The following is a 17,319-nucleotide window of genomic DNA, read 5'->3' as shown; positions in this document are numbered from 1 at the left end:
CTATTCGGATTCCCCCCGTTCCTGGCGGCGGAACACCCCCCGACGGCCCTTGCACTTCACCTTCCACAGAGGGCGGGGAAAGGGCACCAGGGCCGGCCCCCCCCCCCCCCCCCCCCCCCAGCGGCGCGGGCACGACCTGCACGGCCTTCGGCAGCTTCTTCCACAGCACGAGGACCGCGATCGTGCCCGCGCCCAGCCCGAAGGCCGTCAGCGCGGTGTCGGAACCCACGGTGGCGACGAGCATTCCGGGCAGCCCGGTGATCTTGTCGATACCGCTGGACGGGGCCTTGGTGTCGGCCATGGCGTACAGCTGACCGGCGATCAGGACCAGCCCGATCCCGGCGAGCATGCCCTCGACGACGGCCACGGAGATGGCCCGGAACCAGCGCCCGAGCCGCAGCGCGCCCATGAGCAGCTGGAGCAGGCCCGCGGCGAGCACCAGCGCGCCGAGCGCCGCGACTCCGTACTCCTGCACGGCTTCGTAGACCAGGACCGTCAGTCCGGCGGCCGGGCCGGAGACCTGCAGCGAGCTGCCCGGCAGCAGGCCGGTGAGCAGTCCGCCGACGATGCCGGTGACCAGGCCGAGTTCGGCCGGCACGCCGGAGGCGACGGCCACGCCCACGCACAGCGGCAGGGCGACGAGGAAGACGACGAGGGAGGCGGCGAAGTCGCGCCGCAGATCGAAGGAACCGGACTTCCCACGGAGGCCGAACCGGGCCGTCCGCTGCCGGTCGGGCGCGCTCACAGCGCGCGGAAGGCGTCGGCGTGGGGCTGGTGGGCCAGCACGGCACCGGTGTGGATCTCGTAGAACCAGCCCTGCAGGCCCAGCCGTCCGTCGGCCAGCCGCGCGGCCACGCACGGGTAGCCGCGCAGGCGGTCGAGCTGGTCCAGGACGTGGGACTGCACCGCCGCCGCGATGTCGGGGGTGGTCGCGTCCGTACCGTCCGGCAGCGGTGTCGCGTGTCCGAGCCAGTCGCGGACCGCGGGCACCGCCGTCAGGTCCTCGCCGCGCAGCATCGCGCCCACCGCACCGCAGTGCGAGTGGCCGCACACGATGATGTCGGCGACGCCGAGAACCTCCACCGCGTACTCGATGGTGGCCGCCTCGCCGGCGGGGCGCGACCCGCCGTGCCGGGGCACGATGTTGCCCGCCGTGCGCAGCTCGAAGAGCTCTCCGGGGCGCGCTCCGGTGATCAGGGACGGAATGACCCGGGAGTCCGAGCAGGTGATGAACAGGGCGTGCGGCGACTGCCCTTCGGCGAGGCGGCTCCACTCCTCGGGCCGCTGTGCGGCCAGTTGGGGGAAGGAGCGGGCATGGTCGATGAGGTGCTTCATGTAAGAGGTGCCTCCTGAGCGCCCTGGGGCGCGTCGGTGTGACGGGAGACCGCGTCGGTGTGACGCGGATCGTGAAAGAGGTGAAGGTGTACGGAGCGAGCGCGCGCCCGGCGGGAGGTGCCGGCACGCGCCGGAAAACGGGGAAGACCCCCACAGTCGCCGCCCGGCGGGGTGTCCGCCCGGACGTGCACCTGAACCCGCGTCTGAACCGCGTACGGAAAGCGTGTACGGGACCGGCGCGACGCGCTCGCGGACCGTGGCTCGCGCTACGTTCCGATCAGCAGCGGAAGACCTGGAGCGCGGCGGGAGATCTGTCACCCGATGCTTCGGTGTCGCCGTGGCGCACGGCGCCGGAGACATCCGGAGCGGCGACGGCGGGGACGGCGACGGGTGACGGCACGTCGGATACCGCCGACGGCGTGGGCACGCCCTCGGGTTCCTGACGGTTACGCGTGGTCCAGTGGTGTCCGGACGCCTCTTCCGGCACTGGAGGGTGATCGCAGGACACGGAGTGTCCACCGGTGCCGGCGGGTTCGGCCGCGTGGGCCTCCGTTCCGCGGGCCCCATGAGCGAACAGCTGGAGGACCAGCAGGGCAGCGGCCAGCATTCCCAGGAGAGCCTGGACCGTTCTGGCTCGTGTCACTACTCGGCTCCTCACAGAGAGTCGGGCTGTACAACGGGTCGGAAGGTGTGCGTGCTGACGGCCTTACTCGGCCAGTGTCCGTTCATGAGTTTAAGGGGACCGGTGTAGGCGGCGGGTTAACTCGCTGTGAACTCAAGGCCGTCCAGGGCGCCCGCGCACCCGACCAGTTCGCCCCTCTCCCCTACTCCCCGGCCCGTGAGATCAGGGCCACGAACGCATGGGCCGTCTTTCGCACATGCAACATCGCCAGCGGCACGGCTCCCCCTCCTTGTCTCGATCCGGGTGCCCCACCCTACCCTGCTTGATAATGGATGTCATTTCTATTTGCCCCCAACATGTGACTCAGATCGCACATTGCCGCGGGAACTCGGTCCTCCCCGCGTCCGACTCCCTGTGCGGCACGGCAGCGGGCTGAGCCACCGCACCTTCTCGACCATCGCCGCATCGGGAGGCCCACGTGACCACCGAACAACCTCTCGCGCCGAGCACCGCCGGCGAGACCCCGGACCCCGCCGACCCCGGTGAGCAACCGACGACGGCACGGCGGGCCGGGTGGGCCGCCCTTCGTCCACTGGTACTGCGCCTGCACTTCTACGCCGGTGTCCTCATCGCGCCCTTCCTCCTCGTCTCCGCGGTCACCGGGCTGCTGTACGCCGGCTCGTTCCAGGCGGAGAAGCTGGTCTACGCACACGAGTTGACGGTCCCGGTCGGTACGAGCGAGCTACCGCTGTCGCGGCAGGTCGCCGAGGCCCGCGAGGCCCATCCCCAGGGCAGGATCGCCGCCGTACGCCCGGCACCGCAGCCGGGGGCCACCACCCGCGTCCTGCTGTCCGGCGTGCCGGGCGTACCCGACGACCACCAGCTGTCCGTCTTCGTCGACCCGTACACGGGAGACGTCCGGGGGGCGTTGGAGACGTACGGCGCCACGGGCGCGCTGCCGCTGCGTACCTGGCTCGACGACCTCCACCGCAATCTGCACCTGGGCGAGAACGGCCGGCTCTACAGCGAACTGTCCGCCAGCTGGCTGTGGGTGGTCGCCGGAGGCGGGCTCGCGCTGTGGATCGGCCGCAAGCGGACGCACCGCCGGCTGCGGACCCTCGCCCTGCCGGACCGCGCCGCCACCGGGCGCCGCAGGTCGCTGTCCTGGCACGGCGCGGTCGGGACATGGGCGGCGGCCGGCCTGTTCTTCCTCTCCGCGACCGGTCTGACCTGGTCCACGTACGCCGGGGCGAACATCGACGAGCTCCGCCGGTCCCTTGGGCAGGCGACCCCGACCGTCTCGACGGAGGTGGCCGGGGAGCACGCCCACCACGGCGCCTCCGGAGGGATGGCGGGGATGCCCGGCATGCCCGGGACGGACGGGAAACAACGCGGCAAGCCGGGCGGGGCCGCGGCTGTCCACGTGGGCGTCGACGAGGTGCTGAAGGCGGCCCGCGCCAAGGGGCTGTCCGACCCGGTCGAGATCGTCCCGCCGGCGGACCAGGGCACCGCCTACGTCGTCAAGCAGGTCCAGCGCAGCTGGCCCGAGAAGCAGGACGCCGTCGCCGTGGACCCGGCCACCGGGCAGGTCACCGACGTCTCGCGGTTCGCCGACTACCCCGTTCTGGCCAAGCTCACCCGCTACGGCATCGACCTGCACACCGGCACCCTGTTCGGGCTCGCCAACCAGGCCGCTCTCGCGGCGCTGGCGCTCGCCGTGATCTTCCTGATCCTCTGGGGCTACCGGATGTGGTGGCAGCGCCGCCCCACCCGCGAGCGCGCCCTGGCCTTCGGACGTCCGGTCCCGCGCGGCGCGTGGCGTCAGATCCCGCTGCCCCTGCTGTTGCCGCTCGTGCTGGTCGCGGGGGTGGTGGGCTGGGCGGTGCCGCTGCTCGGCGCTTCGCTCGTCGCGTTCCTGGCCGTGGACATCGTCCTCGGCCAGGTCACGCGCCGCCGCCGCGTAGCGTCAACCACCAAGTAGCGTCCTACCAGGGGCAGTTGCCGGAGGCCTCGGACGCCGGACGAGCCTTTCACGCCACCGCGGGCGCCCCTCCCCCGTACGTTGCGGCATGATCGACAAGGCACCAGGAGACGGTGCGACGACAAGCCGAGGGGGAGGGTCTCATGGACGTCGATGCCGCCGTGTTCGATGTTTTCGGGACGATGACCGACTGGCGTTCCAGCGTGACCGACGCGCTGGCCACGATCGGCGGCCGGGCCGGTCTGCAGGCGGACTGGCCCGCCGTCACCGACGCCTGGCGGCGCCGCTACCGCCCGGTCCTGCACAGGTTCTTGAACGGAGAGCTGCCCTGGCGACCGCTGGACGAGCTGCACCGGCTCATGCTCGACGAGGTGGTGGCCGAACACGGGCTCACCGCCCTCGGCGACACCGAGCGGCACCAGCTCGTACGGGCCTGGCACCGGCTGCGTCCCTGGCCGGACGCCGCACCCGGCCTGGAGCTGCTCCACGAGACCCGCGTGCTCACCGCGACCCTGTCCAACGGAGGCGTCGGCCTGCTCGCCCGCCTCACCAAACAGGCCGGGCTCCGCTTCGACTGCATCCTGTCGGCCGAGCTGGCCACGTCCTACAAGCCCGACCCGCAGGTGTACCTCATGGCCGCCGAGCTGCTCCAAGTGGAGCCGGGACGGCTCCTGATGGTGGCCTGCCACCCCGACGACCTCGAAGCGGCGGCCAAGGCCGGGCTCCGCACCGCCTACATCCCGCGCCCGCTGGAGTGGGGACCGGACGCCGAGCCGACCCGTCCGCCCGCCGGAGTCGACCTCGTCGCCGACGACGTGATCGACCTCGCCCGCAAGCTGGCGGGGGCCGGCGCGGAACCGCACCCGCCCGCGCACCGCACAGGCACCGGCACCGGCACCGGCACCGGCACAGTCGGCACACCAGTCTCATGACATCAGCTCCGTGCCCCGCGGCAAGTGGCTAGCATTGGCACTCCTGTTGGGGGTCCCATGCGGGCGGCATGCCCTGGGGAGGAACACAAGGTGCGGGTCGACATCATCGTGGACGGGGACGACGAGGAGGCGGACTCCTCGACGGCGTCCCTGACGTCCTTGTACCGCTGGCTGGCCCAGGATCCGGATGTGGCGGACCAGGCCGAGATCTCACTGGACCCGGGGCGGCCTGGGGCCGGTGAAATGGGCGGCGCGTTCGAGGTGATCAACGCGGTGCTCACCCACGGCATCGCCCTCGGCAGCCTGGCGGTGGCCTGCGCCACGTGGCGGTCCAGCCGCCCCACGGCACCCGCCGTACGCATCGAACGCGACGGGGTCACCGTCACCGTCGAGGACGGCTCCCCGGAGGCCGTACGCCGCATCGTCGACGCCCTGGGAGAGCCGCGGACACCGGTGAGCGAGGCCGGGACGGACGCCCAGCGGTGACGGACGCGTTACCCGACCCCGCCGCCTCGCGGGCGCTGCTCATCGGCGTCCATGCGTACGCGAGTCTGCCGGTCCTGCCCGCCGTCGAACGCAATCTGGCCGGGCTCAAGCGGGCGTTCACCGATGAAGCGCTGTGGGGGCTGCCGGACGCGCACTGCCGCGTGCTGCCCCAGCCGGAGAGCGCCCTGGCGGTGCTCGACACGCTCCACAGCGTCGCCCTGCAGACCACCGACACCCTGATCGTCTACTACGCGGGCCACGGGCTCACCGACCCGTACAGCGACGAGCTGTATCTGGCGCTGCCCACTTCGGACCAGAAGCGCATGTACCGTGCGCTGCCGTACGAGTGGGTGCGCCGGGCGATTCTCGATCCGCGGGTCAGGGCCCGGCGCAAGGTGGTGATCCTGGACTGCTGCTACAGCGGCCGGGCGCTGCTGGGCGGGATGAGCGGCACCGATCAGGTCGCCGATCGCGCGCTGATCGAGGGCACCTGCCTGATGACGGCCACCGCGGGGACCCGTGCGGCACTGTCCCCTTCTGGTGAGGAGTTCACCGCCTTCACCGGCGAATTGATCACCGCCCTGTCCGAGGGCATCCCCGACGGCCCGCCCCTGCTGGACATGGACACCCTGTTCCGGCATCTGCACACCAACCTGGCGGCCAAGGCCAGGCCCCTGCCGCAGCAACGCAACCGCAACAGGGGCGGGTCGATCGTGCTGGCCCGCAATCGGGTCCATCTCCGCAAGGACCCGGTCCTGGAGACGGACTCGGCGCCGTCACCGTCTCTTTCCCCCTCACCGGCTCCGGGCCCTTCTCCCTCGCTGTCCCCTTCGGCCCCTTCGACCCCTTCGACTCCGGCATCGGCACCGGTTCCGACTCCAGCACCGGCACCGGCTCTGGCACCGGCACCGGCACCGGCTCTGGCACCGACCGAGCCTGCCACCACGAAATCGGACGACGCACCCGCCGGGGCACCGCGGCCCGACCGCCGCGCGCCGGTCGTCGACCGTCCCGCGCCACCCGGTAGGAGCGATACGCGGCAGGTTCCCGCCGCCACGCCCTCGTCCGCCCTTCCCAAGGCAACCGGCCGACCGCGGCTCAAGATCGGGCTGGCGGCGGCGCTGGCGGTGCTGCTGGCCGCGGGTATCCCGGCCGTCCTCAGCTTGCTGCCGGACCGGTCCGACGAGAGCAGCAGCTCCGGTGCCACGTTCAACGCCGCGACCAAGGGAGTCGTCAACGCATCGAGGGCGACCGGGGGAACACTCAAGTTCGCCGGGGTGGAACCCGACTCCTGGGACCCGCAGCGCAGTTACTACGGCTCCGTATGGAACTTCGCCCGCTACTACACCCGCCAGCTGGTGACCTACGCACCCGAACCGGGCTCCAAGGGCACCGCACTCACACCGGATCTGGCCACCGACAGAGCCAAGGTCTCCCATGGCGGCAAGACCTACACCTACACCCTGCGCAAGGGCCTGACCTGGGAGGACGGCTCCGCGCTCACGTCCAAGGACATCAAGTACGGCATCGAACGGCTCTGGTCCCAGGACGTCGTCTCCGGGGGCCCGCTCTACCTCCAGCAGGCGCTCGACCCCGACCGCACCTACCAGGGTCCCTACAAGGACACCTCGCGCGACAAGCTGGGCCTCGACGCGATCCAGACGCCCTCTCCCCACACCATCGTCTTCCAATTGCCCAAGCCGAACAGCGATTTCGAGCAGCTGCTGGCCATGACCGCCGCCTCACCGGTGAAACGGGCAAAAGACACCGTGGCCAAATACGGCAACGCCCCGTTCTCCAGTGGGCCGTACAAATTCCGTTCCTACGCACCGGCAAAATCGCTGGAGCTGGTCCGCAACCCGCACTGGCAGAATTCCTCCGATCCCGTCCGCTCGGCGCTGCCGGACAGAATCACGGTGGACTTCTTCCATTCTGCGGATGCCCTGGACGCCGATCTGCTGGCCGGTGGGCACGATCTGGCTCTCGGCGGCGCGGGGCTCGGCCCGCGCGCCCGGGCCCAGGCGCTGCAGGACGCCACCCACAAGAACAATCTCGACACCCCCCTCACCGGCTTGGTCCGCTACGCGGCCTTTCCGCGGTCGGTCGAACCGATGGACGACCGGCACTGCCGCATGGCCGTCATCTACGCGGTCGACCACAAGGCGCTGCATACCGCGTTCGGGGGTGCCACGGGCAGCGATATCGCACCGACCATGCTGCCGCCGCAACTCGCCGGCTCGGACCTCTCGTACGACCCATACGGGGTGCGCAAGAACGGCGGCAGGCCGGATGTGAACAGGGCCAAGAAGGAACTGAAGGCATGCGGCCGTGCGAACGGGTTCACCACGCGTTTGTTGGCGCGCAGTGACATGCCGGAGGAATTGGCCGCCGCCAATGTCCTCCAGCAAGCACTGAAGAAGGCGGGTATCAGGACCCGGATCGATCAGCTCGACGGAGCACAGAAGATGGAGAGGGCCGGTTCGCCGGCGGCCGTGCGGAAGCACGGCTACGGCATCGTCCTGGGGAGCTGGGGCGCCGACTTCCCGACCGGGCAGGCGTTCTGGCAGCCGCTGGTCGACAGCAGATTCCTCATGCAGAGCAACAACTACAACGTCTCCGAGGTCGATGACCCGTTCATCGACAAAACCCTCGACGCGGCGGTCGCCGCCACCCGGCCGGAATCGACCGCCCCGTTGTACGCGGAGGTCAACCAGAGGGTCGGCGAGGGCGCCTACTACCTGCCGCTCGTCTACGAAAGGAACGTCACCTGGCGGAGCCCCCGGCTGACCAACGTCTACACCTCCGACGTCTACGGCGGGTACGACTTCGCCCGACTCGGCGTCAAGGAACCGTAGTCTTGCGGGCCTTGGGGAACCAGGTCCGACGCGGTCGGCGTAGTACAGGTGCGGCGGCGCTGGCGCGCGGCGCGGGGGCCGCGCGCCCTGACGTGAGACGGGCCTCCGCGGATAAGGTGAACAGGCATCGGGGGGACCGCGGGCCCGGTACGGGCATGCGGCGCTGGTGAGGGAGGGGCTGCTGTGGACGGCGGCACGGTGGGGCTGCGGATCGCGTCGGCGGTGGTCGTACCCCTGCTCAAGCGGCTGCTGCTGCCGCCCGCGAAAGCGCCGGGGGCGGAGTTCGGCGAACGTCCGATCCCGATCCGGCGGCTGGTGTCCTTCGCCAAGGAGCACCGCACCCTCACCGAGGACGATCTGCACAAGATCGCCCGCGAGCTGGTCCGCCGCGCCGTGCGGGCCGCCGGGCCGCACGATCCGCCGGTCGGCGCCGACGAGCACGACGCGGTCGGGCAGGCGCTGACCCGCACCCTGCACGCCCTCGGCGACCTCGACCTGGACGATGTGCAGGCCTTCGCCCTCGGCCCCGAACGGCTGGCCGCGGAGCTGTCCAGGGTCGCGGGCCCCAGCACCCGCCGGCTCCTCAGCGACGACGCCGCCCGCTTCCACGACCGGCTGCTGGAGACGGCCTGCGTCCATCTGGTGCGCTTCTTCAGCCAGCAGCCGGGCTTCGCGGCCCGCGCCCAGATCGAGCAGAGCCGCGAGCTCCGCGAGCAGAGCGAGAAGCTGGACCGGATTCTGCGGCGGCTGCCGGACATCAGCCGGCAGGACACGGAGTTCGAGGAGGAGTACGCGCGCTATATCGTCGAGTGCCACGGCCGGCTGACGATCTACGGCGTCGATCTGCGCGAACCGGACGGCCAGGACTGGCCGTTGGAGACGGCCTATCTGAGCCTGGAGGCCATGCCGTACCGCGGCGGAGCCGACCCGATTCCGGTCGCGAACGGCGGGCCGGGCACCGACCGGGACGTGGAGGCCGAACGGGCCGCGGGCCCGGCCGACGCGGTGTTCGCCAGCCATGAGCGGGCGCTGCTGCGCGGGGTGGCGGGGACCGGCAAGACGACCCTGGTGCAGTGGCTGGCGATCACCACGGCGCAGCAGGACCGGGTGCCCGGCGGCCTGTCGCAGCTGCTCGGACGCGTCCCGTTCGTGCTGCCGTTACGCACCCTGGCGCGCAAGGACGCCGAACTGCCGATGCCCGAGGACTTCCTGCGCTGGATCGGCTGTCCGCTGGTGGGCACCCAGCCCGAGGGGTGGGCGGCGCGGGTTCTCCAGCACGGCCGCGGTGTGCTGCTGATCGACGGGGCCGACGAGATCCCGAAGGACGACCGGACCCGCGCCCGGGCGTGGATCAGGAAGCTGCTCGCCGTCTTCCCCGGCAATCTGTGGCTGCTCACCTCCCGCCCGTCCGCCCTGGAGCGGGGCTGGCTCGGGCGCGAGGGCTTCGAGGAGTTCACGCTCACCGCGATGCGGCCCGCCGACATGAAGCAGTTCATCCGGCGCTGGCACACGGCGGCCGGGGCGTCGCACGAGCTCGGTGAGACGCTCACGCTGTCGCTGCGCAGCAGCCCCGAGCTGAGCCGGCTGGCGACCAACCCGCTGATGTGCGGCCTGATCTGCGCCCTGCACCGCGAGCGCCGCGGCTTTCTGCCCCAGGGCCGCGCCTCCCTCTACGAGGCGGCGCTCTCCATGCTCCTGGAGCGCCGCGACCTGGAGCGCGAGGTGTACGGCCGCAGCCGTAGGCCGGAGCTGGACGAGAAGGCCGCCACGGAACCGCTGCAGAAACTCGCGTACTGGCTGATCCGCAACGAGCGGACGCAGCTGGACTGGCCGGACGCGGTGGACGTGGTGCGGCGGCTGCAGCCCTCCGTGCCCCGCCTGGCCGAGGTCGGGACGGCCGAGGAGGCCCTGCAGCACCTCCTGGAGCGGTCCGGTCTGCTGCGCGAACCCGCCTCCGGCGCCGTGGACTTCATCCATCGGACCTTCCAGGACTTTCTGGGCGCCAAGGCCGTGCTGGAGGAGCGCGATATGGGCATGCTGGTGAACAACGCACACTTGGACCAGTGGGAGGACGTGGTGCAGATGGCCGTCGCACAGGCCCGTCACCAAGAGCGCGCCGACCTGCTGACGCGCCTGCGGGAGCGCGGGGACCGGGAGAAGGACGCCGCGGTGCAGGCGAGGCTGCGGCTCCTCGCGCTGGCATCGCTGGAGCAGGCCACCCGCCTCGAGCCGACCGTGCGCCAGGCCATCGAGGACCGGGCCGCGCGGATGGTGCCGCCGCGCAGCCTGCGTGAGGCCAGGTCGCTGGCGCGTACCGGTCCGCTGCTGCTGGGCCTGCTGCCCCGGGCGGGGGATCTGACGGGCGACGAGGAGCTGGCCACCGTCCACGCGATATGCCAGATCGGCGGGGACGCCGCCATTCCCAGGCTCCGGGAGTTCCTGGGCACCGACCAGCCCGCCGTGCGCGCTCAACTCCTGGGCCACTGGGACCGGTTCGACACGGACGTGTACGCCGAGGAGATCGTGCGCCCCCTGCTCGAAGCCGCCCCCGAGGAGGCCGTCACCGTACGCTCGCGTGCCGAGCTGGACGCCCTGCGCACCATGTCGGGGTATCAGCGCGTGGGTCTGCACGGCGACTTCAGCCCCGAGGAGATCCGCTCCGCGCTCGACCCGCGCCGGCTGCGCGAGCTGCGGCTGCGCAACACCCTGCAGCTGGAGGATCTCGATCTGCTCTCCGCCTACCCCGGGCTCGAAACGCTCGTTCTGCAGGGGTGCCGCAACGTCAAGGACCCCGAGCCGCTGACCCGGCTGCCGCGCCTGCAGCGGCTGGAACTGCGGGACCTGCCACAGTTCGAGCCACTGCTGGAACTGGCGGACTGCCCGCGGCTGGAGGGGCTCCTGGTGGGGCCGGAGGTGCCCTGGCGCGGGCTGCCCGACCTGCCGCGCGCCGCCGAGCTGCGCCTGCTGTCGCTGCCGCCGGCCGCCGCCCAGATGGCGGGCATCGTGGCCTGCCGGGGGCTTGAGGAGCTGCGGCTCCAGGACGCCAGCGAGCGTCTGACGCCGGACGAATGGGGCTCGCTCATCGGCGAGTTGCCGAATCTGCGCAAGCTGACCCTCTCCCCGCCGCAGCTGAGCATGCTGCTGTTCGCTCCGCGCACCCAGATCCCCCAGGTCACCCACCTGGACGTGCGGGCCAGGGCCGGTTCGGCGGTACCGCTGCGGCGGATCGCGCTGCGCCTTCCGGGGCTTGAGGAGATCCATCTGTCGCAGGTCGCGGAGCTCGATCTGGCCTCGCTGGCCGGGCTGCGCCGGCTGCGCCGGGTCCGGCTCGCCTACCCGGGAGAGGTCCGTGGGGCGGACGCGCTTGCGGAGAGCGTCGAGCTCGAGATCTATCCGCACCCCTGACGCGCCGGCGATGCGCCGTCGATGCGCCCCCTGACGCCGGGCGTGCCACTGCTCGCGCCCCGCGTACGCCACCGGTTCCAGCGGTCACAACCAGGTGACACAGTGTGGCGTTCGCCTGGCGGGCGGTTTGCGGCGCCTGTAAGTTCTATGACTCCAGGCGTGGTTGATACGGGTGTCTCAAGCGGCTGAATTTCTCGGGGGAACGGTGCCGCCCGCCTCCGAGGTTGCGGCTGCCGGGCAGCCACGGACGACGGAGGCAGGACGCAGCCAGATGCGCATATGGGAAGGGTCACCGCTCTATGGCCGGGACCCGCTGCTGCGCTCGCTCATCCCCCGGCTCACGGGCCTGGCCTACGACGAGAGGTCCCGGACGGCCCGGGAGCATGCGGGCGATCTGCCCGTGGTGCTGCTGACGGGGCACCACGGCATGGGGCGCAGCGCCGTCCTTGAGGAACTCGCGGCGCGCTACGCCGGCCGGCTGCCCGTCGCCCACGTCCAGGCGGTGGCGGCGGAATCCGACGCGATCCGGCCCGTCCAGGCCGACGGCACGGCCGTCGCCTCGACGTGTGTGGAGATCCTGACCGAGCTGGTGTGCGGGCTCGCGCCGGCGCTGCGCCGGCGCTTCCCCGTGCTGCTGCCCGGGCTGTTCGCGGTCTCCGGCTGGCGGCACGGCAACGGCGAGCAGCGGGACGCGGCGTGCCTGCGCTACGCCCGGCTGCTGCTCGCCTGCCGCCTCACCACCGGGAACGAGAACGCCCTGCGGCAGGCCTGGGCCACCGCCGTCGAGGGCCGGCTCGAGGGGGCGGCCGACGCGGCGGGGAGCCGGGGCGCGGTCACCGCCGCCGTGGTGGCGGAGTACGCCGACCGGTACCGTCCGGCCGCGGCCGTGGAGTGGTACCGGCGGCGGTTTCCGCCGGGGGCGGAGGGCCAGGATCCGCTGGTGCTCCTCGGGGAGTGGTTCCAGCAGGGCGGCGACTACCGGCACGCGGCCGAGCAGAGCCTGATGGCCGCCTTCCTGCGCGACGTCTCCGCCTCGTACGGCAGGCTGCAGCGGTGGAACCGCGAGCCCTGGCCGCTCATCCTGCTGGACGACGCGCACTGCGCCGCGGGGCAGGACTTCCTCGAACTGCTCCTGGAGCACCGGGCGGGGCCCGCCCGCGCCGAGCGCGAGGAGCTGGTCGTCGTGGCCACCCGGCTCGGCGGCATACCGGAGAACGCGCCCGCGGCGGTCCGCCGCGCCCTGCCCGACCTGGTGAAGTCCTCCGGCTGGGAGCGCAGGGGCCTCGCCCCGTCCGCCGGGCTGCTCGCCGTGCCCCTCACCCCGCTGAACCGCGACGACATCCTGCCCCTGCTGGTTCCGGACCGGCCGGCCCGGCCGCTGCACCCGTATCTGGCCACCGCCGTGCACTCCCTGACCGGCGGGCACCCCGCGGCGGCCACGGTGCTGTGTGCGGCGGTGCTGGACGCGACGGAGCGGGGCGTCGACGTGGCACCGCGCGACCTGCTGGAGTTGACCGCGCCGGACGGCCGCCCCGTCACCGAAGCGCTCCTGGAACGCCTCCTGCCCAACCGGCGCCAGCGCGACCGGCTGACCCTGCTCTCGCTCGCCCGCGACAGCACGGCCGCGGAGGCGCTGGCCGGCCATCTGCGGCTGCAGGGCCCCGATCAGCTGCCCGCCAACTCCGCCACCGACTACCTCGAAGAGCAGCAGTGGCAGCAGTTCACCCCGGCGGACCGGCCGCTGGTCGGCGACGCCCTGCTGCAGACGCTGCTGGTGCACGAGGCGCGCCGCACCTCGCGGGGGGCCGACGACGGCCGTGGCTGGCAGGAGATCCACCGCTTTCTGCGGATGCACCACGCCCAGCGCGGTGAGAGCGGGGAGGCGGACGCGCTGCGGCACACGCTCGCGGCCGGGAACGCCGAGACGGTGGTGGCCACCCTGGCCGAGGAGTTCCAGTCGGAGCAGGACGAGCAGGGCGCCGCGCACTGGCTGCGGTGTCTGCAGTACGCCGCCACCGCCCCCACACCGCCCGCCGGGGAGTGGACCGATGTGCGCATGCAGGTCGCGCTGGGCGCGCACGACGCCCGGTACGCGGACCTGCACGAGGTCGAGCGCTGCGTCAACCGGCTGCTGCACGCCCTGTGGCATGTGTCCGAGCCGTATGCGGAGCCGGACCCCGATATGTGCAAGGCGGTCGGCGAGGAGCTGGCGTACCTCTCGCCGCGGCACCCGTCCTGGCACGCCGTCCTCGGCCAGGCCGCCCGCAGCTGGCCTGCGGCGGCACGGAAGAGGCGCCCCTTCCCTCTCCCCGGTCAGTGAGGAAGCATGCTGGTCCGTCTGTTCCGACGTCATCCCCGTGAGTGGGGGCCCATCGAGTGGCTGGCCGCCTTCGGACTCGGCGTGCTGACCGCCCTCGTGATCTTCTCCGTCGTCCGCCTCGTGCGGGGTCCGGGGCGGTGCGGAGGCGATCTGCAGGACATCGGCGGAGACTGCGTGGGCGTCACCGCGGGCGCCTTCGAAGCGGACCCGGGCATCGCCGGTCTCATCGAGGCGGTGGCGGACGAGAACGCCCGAGTGCGGCAGGACTGGGAGAACCCGCCGAGCGGCCCCAAGATCCCGTACGTGCGGATCGCGCTGATGATGCCCTTCACCGCGGACGACCATAGCGCGATGACCACGGACATGATCCGTCGCGGACTTGCCGGTGCGCTGGCCGCGCAGCGGCAGGCCAACCGCTTCGCCGGACCGCACTACCAGCTGCTGCTCGCCCCCGACGGCCGGAACCTCGACGCGTGGCAGCCCGTCGTCCAGCGGCTCGCCGAGCTGACCAAGGACACCCGGGCGCCGCTGGTCGGTGTGACCGGCATACCGAGCAGCACACCGCAGACCCGCAGGACGATCGCCGCACTCAGCGAGCACCGCATCCCCACCGTCGGCCCGGTGATCACCGCGGCCAACATGAACTCCCGGTACTTCTTCAAGACCTCGCCGAACAACGACCAGTTCGCCCGCGCCCTCGCGCTCTACCTGGACACCAAGCCGGGCAAGCACAAGGGGTTCCTGGTCTGGGACAACCGCGAGGAGGACGTCTACTCCAAGAACCTGCGCGCCGTCTTCGACAAGTACTTCGGCGCGGGGTACGACCTGTCCAACCACCATTCGAACTTCACCGGCTCGTCCGGTACCGACAAGGGCATCCCCCAGCGGTTCACCGACGCGGTGCAGAAGATCTGCAGCGAGAAGTCCGACACCGTCTTCTTCGCCGGACGCGACCAGGACCTGCCCGCCTTCGTCGAGCGCCTGGCACAGGAGGGCGGCTGCGGGCGCACCACGAAGCTGCGCGTGCTGAAGGTCGGCATCGGCCTGGAGCCCACGCTCACCGCGGACGCGCCCACGCGGTGGCTGAACGAGGCGCAGGCCACGATCGTCGACGCGTCCTCCGTCGATCCGGCGTGGTGGGGCGGGAAGGACAAGCCCGCGAAGGCGCTCGGCCGCTTCCTCGACCGCTTCGAGGAGCTCGACAAGGAGTACGAGCTCGGTGCCAAGCCGCTCGACGACGGCTACGCCGTGATGTACCACGACGCCTTCACCCTGCTCGCCGACGCCGTGGACCGCACCTTCAGCGAGATCAACGAGGGCGGGAAGCAGACCCCGGAGGCGCTCCGCATCCCCTCGAAGGACGACGTCTACAACACCCTGGTCATTCCGAGCATCGCCGGTGACAGCTGCAGCTCCTGTCTGGTCGGCGCCGCGGGCACCTACGGTTTCGAGGGCCCGGGCAAGAACGACCAGTGGGCGGTGTGCAAGCCGGTACCCGTCGTGGAGTATCCGGCGCCCGCCCGGCCCGGCAACCAGAGCCCGCTCCCCCTCTACCGCACCTACCGCGACGGCGCCAAGGACACCTGCCCCGCCTTCTGAGGCCGGCGCCGGCCCGCCCCGGTACGCGCGCGGGCGGAGCGCCGCGGCGCGGCGGGTGACCGTAGGCGGAACCGGCGCGGCCGACCTACGGTGGGGTGAGAGCGCCCCACCAGGGGCGACGGCAGATCACGCCGCCACAGCGTTCACCGGGAGGCGACCATGGAGGAGCACTTCGTCTGGGTGACTACGCGCCGCATCAAGCCGGGCACGTTGGAGGACTTCGAGCGGGCCTGGCGCCCGCATCCGTACCCGAGAGCGCTGCGCCGCGCCTACGCGTACTGGTCCGAGGACGGACACGAGATCACCGGCGTCTCGTTCTGGGACTCCAAGGAGGCCTGCGACGCCTGGCGCGCCTCCGACGAGGAGCAGCGCCGCCGCGCGGCCATGGCGCCCTTCGTGGAAGAGGAACGGGAGGGCTTCTACCGGGGCGGCGAGCTCACCGTCCCCGTTCACTGACAGCTCCCGGGCGGCGCCGCCCTGTGATGGCGCCCGTACGCGGCCGAGCCGCCCCGCCGCGACCGATTTCCAGTTGGTCCATACCTCTTGACGACAGGTATGGACCAACTTACGTTGTGCCACGTCGCCACCGCCCGGAGAAACCCGGACACCCCGCGGACTTCCCCGCCACACCGCACCCGGCCTTCGGTGACGCCCCGTCATATCCGAAGGGAGCACCGCGTGATCGGTCGGACAGCGCGTCTGCTGAGGGCCGGCCTGGCCATGGCCTGCGTCGTACCGATGCTGGTCTCCGCGGCACCGGGCGCACCCCGGGACGACGACTCCTGCGCGGTCAGAGCGAGACCCTCGGGCAAGGTCCTCCAGGGGTACTGGGAGAACTGGGACGGCGCCGCGAACGGCGTCCATCCGCCCTTCGGCTGGACTCCGATCACCGACACCCGTATCCGCGATCACGGATACAACGTCCTCAACACGGCGTTCCCGGTCATCCGCGCGGACGGCACGGTCCTGTGGGAGGACGGGATGGAAGCGACCGTGAAGGTGCCGACACCGGCGGAGATGTGCCAGGCCAAGGGCGACGGCCTCACGGTCCTGATGTCCATCGGCGGAGCGTCGGCCGGCATCGACCTCAACTCCACCGGCGTCGCCGACCGGTTCGTCGAGACGCTCGTGCCGATTCTGCAGAAGTACCACTTCGACGGCATCGACATCGACATCGAGACCGGCCTCACCGGCAGCGGCGACATCCGCCGGTTGTCGGCCTCGCAGGCCAACCTCATCCGCATCATCGACGGCGTACTGGACCGGATGCCCCCGAACTTCGGTCTGACGATGGCGCCCGAGACGGCCTACGTCACCGGCGGCAGCGTGACCTACGGATCGATCTGGGGCGCCTACCTGCCCCTCGTCAAGAAGTACGCGGACAACGGCCGGCTCTGGTGGCTCAACATGCAGTACTACAACGGCAGCATGTACGGGTGCCGGGGCGACTCGTACTCCGCCGGCACCCTTGCGGGGTTCACCGCGCAGACGGACTGCCTCGACAAGGGCCTGACCGTCCAGGGCACCACCATCCGGGTCCCCTACGACAAGCAGGTCCCCGGCCTGCCCGCGCAACCGGGCGCGGGCGGCGGTCATATGCCACCGCACCTGGTGACACAGGCCTGGAACAGCTACGACAACGGTCTGAAGGGCCTGATGACCTGGTCGCTCAACTGGGACGGGTCGAAGAGCTGGACGTTCGGCGACAACGTCAAAGCCGCGCAGGGCCGCTGACACCGGGCGGTCGCCGGCGCCGCCAGGAGAGGCCCGAGGAACGCCACCGC

12 protein-coding genes are annotated in these 17,319 nt (G+C 71.6%); 9 read left to right on the top strand and 3 right to left on the bottom strand.

The genetic code is table 11. The annotated features are described in order from the left end of the window. From ACZ5XZ_RS16050 to ACZ5XZ_RS16040, 3 genes are all read right to left on the bottom strand, one after another. On the bottom strand, positions 1 to 745 hold a 745-nt coding region (locus ACZ5XZ_RS16050; protein WP_468978219.1), incomplete at its 3' end, for a SulP family inorganic anion transporter. Beyond that, positions 742 to 1,335, bottom strand: coding sequence for a carbonic anhydrase (locus ACZ5XZ_RS16045; RefSeq protein ID WP_468978218.1), 594 nt, complete (start codon positions 1,333 to 1,335; stop codon positions 742 to 744). The genes ACZ5XZ_RS16045 and ACZ5XZ_RS16050, both read right to left, overlap by 4 nt. Positions 1,336 to 1,612: 277 nt before the next feature. Further along, positions 1,613 to 1,978 (bottom strand): hypothetical protein, encoded by a 366-nt coding sequence (locus tag ACZ5XZ_RS16040; RefSeq protein ID WP_468978216.1) that lies wholly within the window; start codon positions 1,976 to 1,978, stop codon positions 1,613 to 1,615. 457 nt (positions 1,979 to 2,435) lie between these two features. On the opposite strand from ACZ5XZ_RS16040, the gene ACZ5XZ_RS16035 reads away from it, so the two are divergent. The 9 genes from ACZ5XZ_RS16035 to ACZ5XZ_RS15995 all read left to right on the top strand — a co-directional run bounded on the left by ACZ5XZ_RS16035 (position 2,436) and on the right by ACZ5XZ_RS15995 (position 17,269). Next, positions 2,436 to 3,938 carry a PepSY-associated TM helix domain-containing protein gene (locus tag ACZ5XZ_RS16035; protein ID WP_468978214.1) on the top strand — a complete coding sequence of 501 codons (1,503 nt, stop codon included), beginning with the start codon at positions 2,436 to 2,438 and terminating at the stop codon, positions 3,936 to 3,938. Between the two features lie 143 nt (positions 3,939 to 4,081). Beyond that, positions 4,082 to 4,870, top strand: coding sequence for a haloacid dehalogenase type II (locus tag ACZ5XZ_RS16030; RefSeq protein WP_468978213.1), 789 nt, complete (start codon positions 4,082 to 4,084; stop codon positions 4,868 to 4,870). 90 nt (positions 4,871 to 4,960) lie between these two features. Continuing rightward, positions 4,961 to 5,356: an effector-associated constant component EACC1 gene (locus ACZ5XZ_RS16025; RefSeq protein ID WP_468978210.1), complete on the top strand. Its 396-nt coding sequence runs from the start codon at positions 4,961 to 4,963 to the stop codon at positions 5,354 to 5,356. Continuing rightward, on the top strand, positions 5,353 to 8,211 hold the full coding sequence (locus tag ACZ5XZ_RS16020) for a caspase, EACC1-associated type (RefSeq protein WP_468978209.1): 2,859 nt from the start codon (positions 5,353 to 5,355) through the stop codon (positions 8,209 to 8,211). The genes ACZ5XZ_RS16025 and ACZ5XZ_RS16020 overlap by 4 nt, the downstream gene beginning before the upstream one ends. A gap of 183 nt (positions 8,212 to 8,394) precedes the next feature. Beyond that, a complete protein-coding gene (locus tag ACZ5XZ_RS16015; protein WP_468978208.1) occupies positions 8,395 to 11,616 on the top strand; it encodes an NACHT domain-containing protein in 3,222 nt (1,073 codons plus the stop codon). A gap of 271 nt (positions 11,617 to 11,887) precedes the next feature. Further along, complete coding sequence (locus ACZ5XZ_RS16010) at positions 11,888 to 13,936, top strand: P-loop NTPase family protein (protein WP_468978205.1); 2,049 nt, start codon at positions 11,888 to 11,890, stop codon at positions 13,934 to 13,936. Positions 13,937 to 13,942: 6 nt separating this feature from the next. Beyond that, on the top strand, positions 13,943 to 15,535 hold the full coding sequence (locus ACZ5XZ_RS16005; RefSeq protein ID WP_468978204.1) for an ABC transporter substrate-binding protein: 1,593 nt from the start codon (positions 13,943 to 13,945) through the stop codon (positions 15,533 to 15,535). A 159-nt stretch (positions 15,536 to 15,694) separates the two neighbouring features. After that, a complete protein-coding gene (locus tag ACZ5XZ_RS16000) occupies positions 15,695 to 15,991 on the top strand; it encodes a putative antibiotic biosynthesis monooxygenase (RefSeq protein ID WP_468978202.1) in 297 nt (98 codons plus the stop codon). A 225-nt stretch (positions 15,992 to 16,216) separates the two neighbouring features. Then, the gene (locus ACZ5XZ_RS15995) at positions 16,217 to 17,269 is read left to right on the top strand and encodes a chitinase (RefSeq protein WP_468978231.1); all 1,053 of its coding nucleotides are present in this window, start codon (positions 16,217 to 16,219) and stop codon (positions 17,267 to 17,269) included. The last annotated feature ends 50 nt before the right edge of the window (positions 17,270 to 17,319 follow it).

The organism is Streptomyces sp. NPDC033270, from assembly GCF_055576575.1.
The sequence above is the reverse complement of the archived record's forward strand: the minus strand, read 5'-3'. Positions and strand labels throughout refer to the sequence as shown.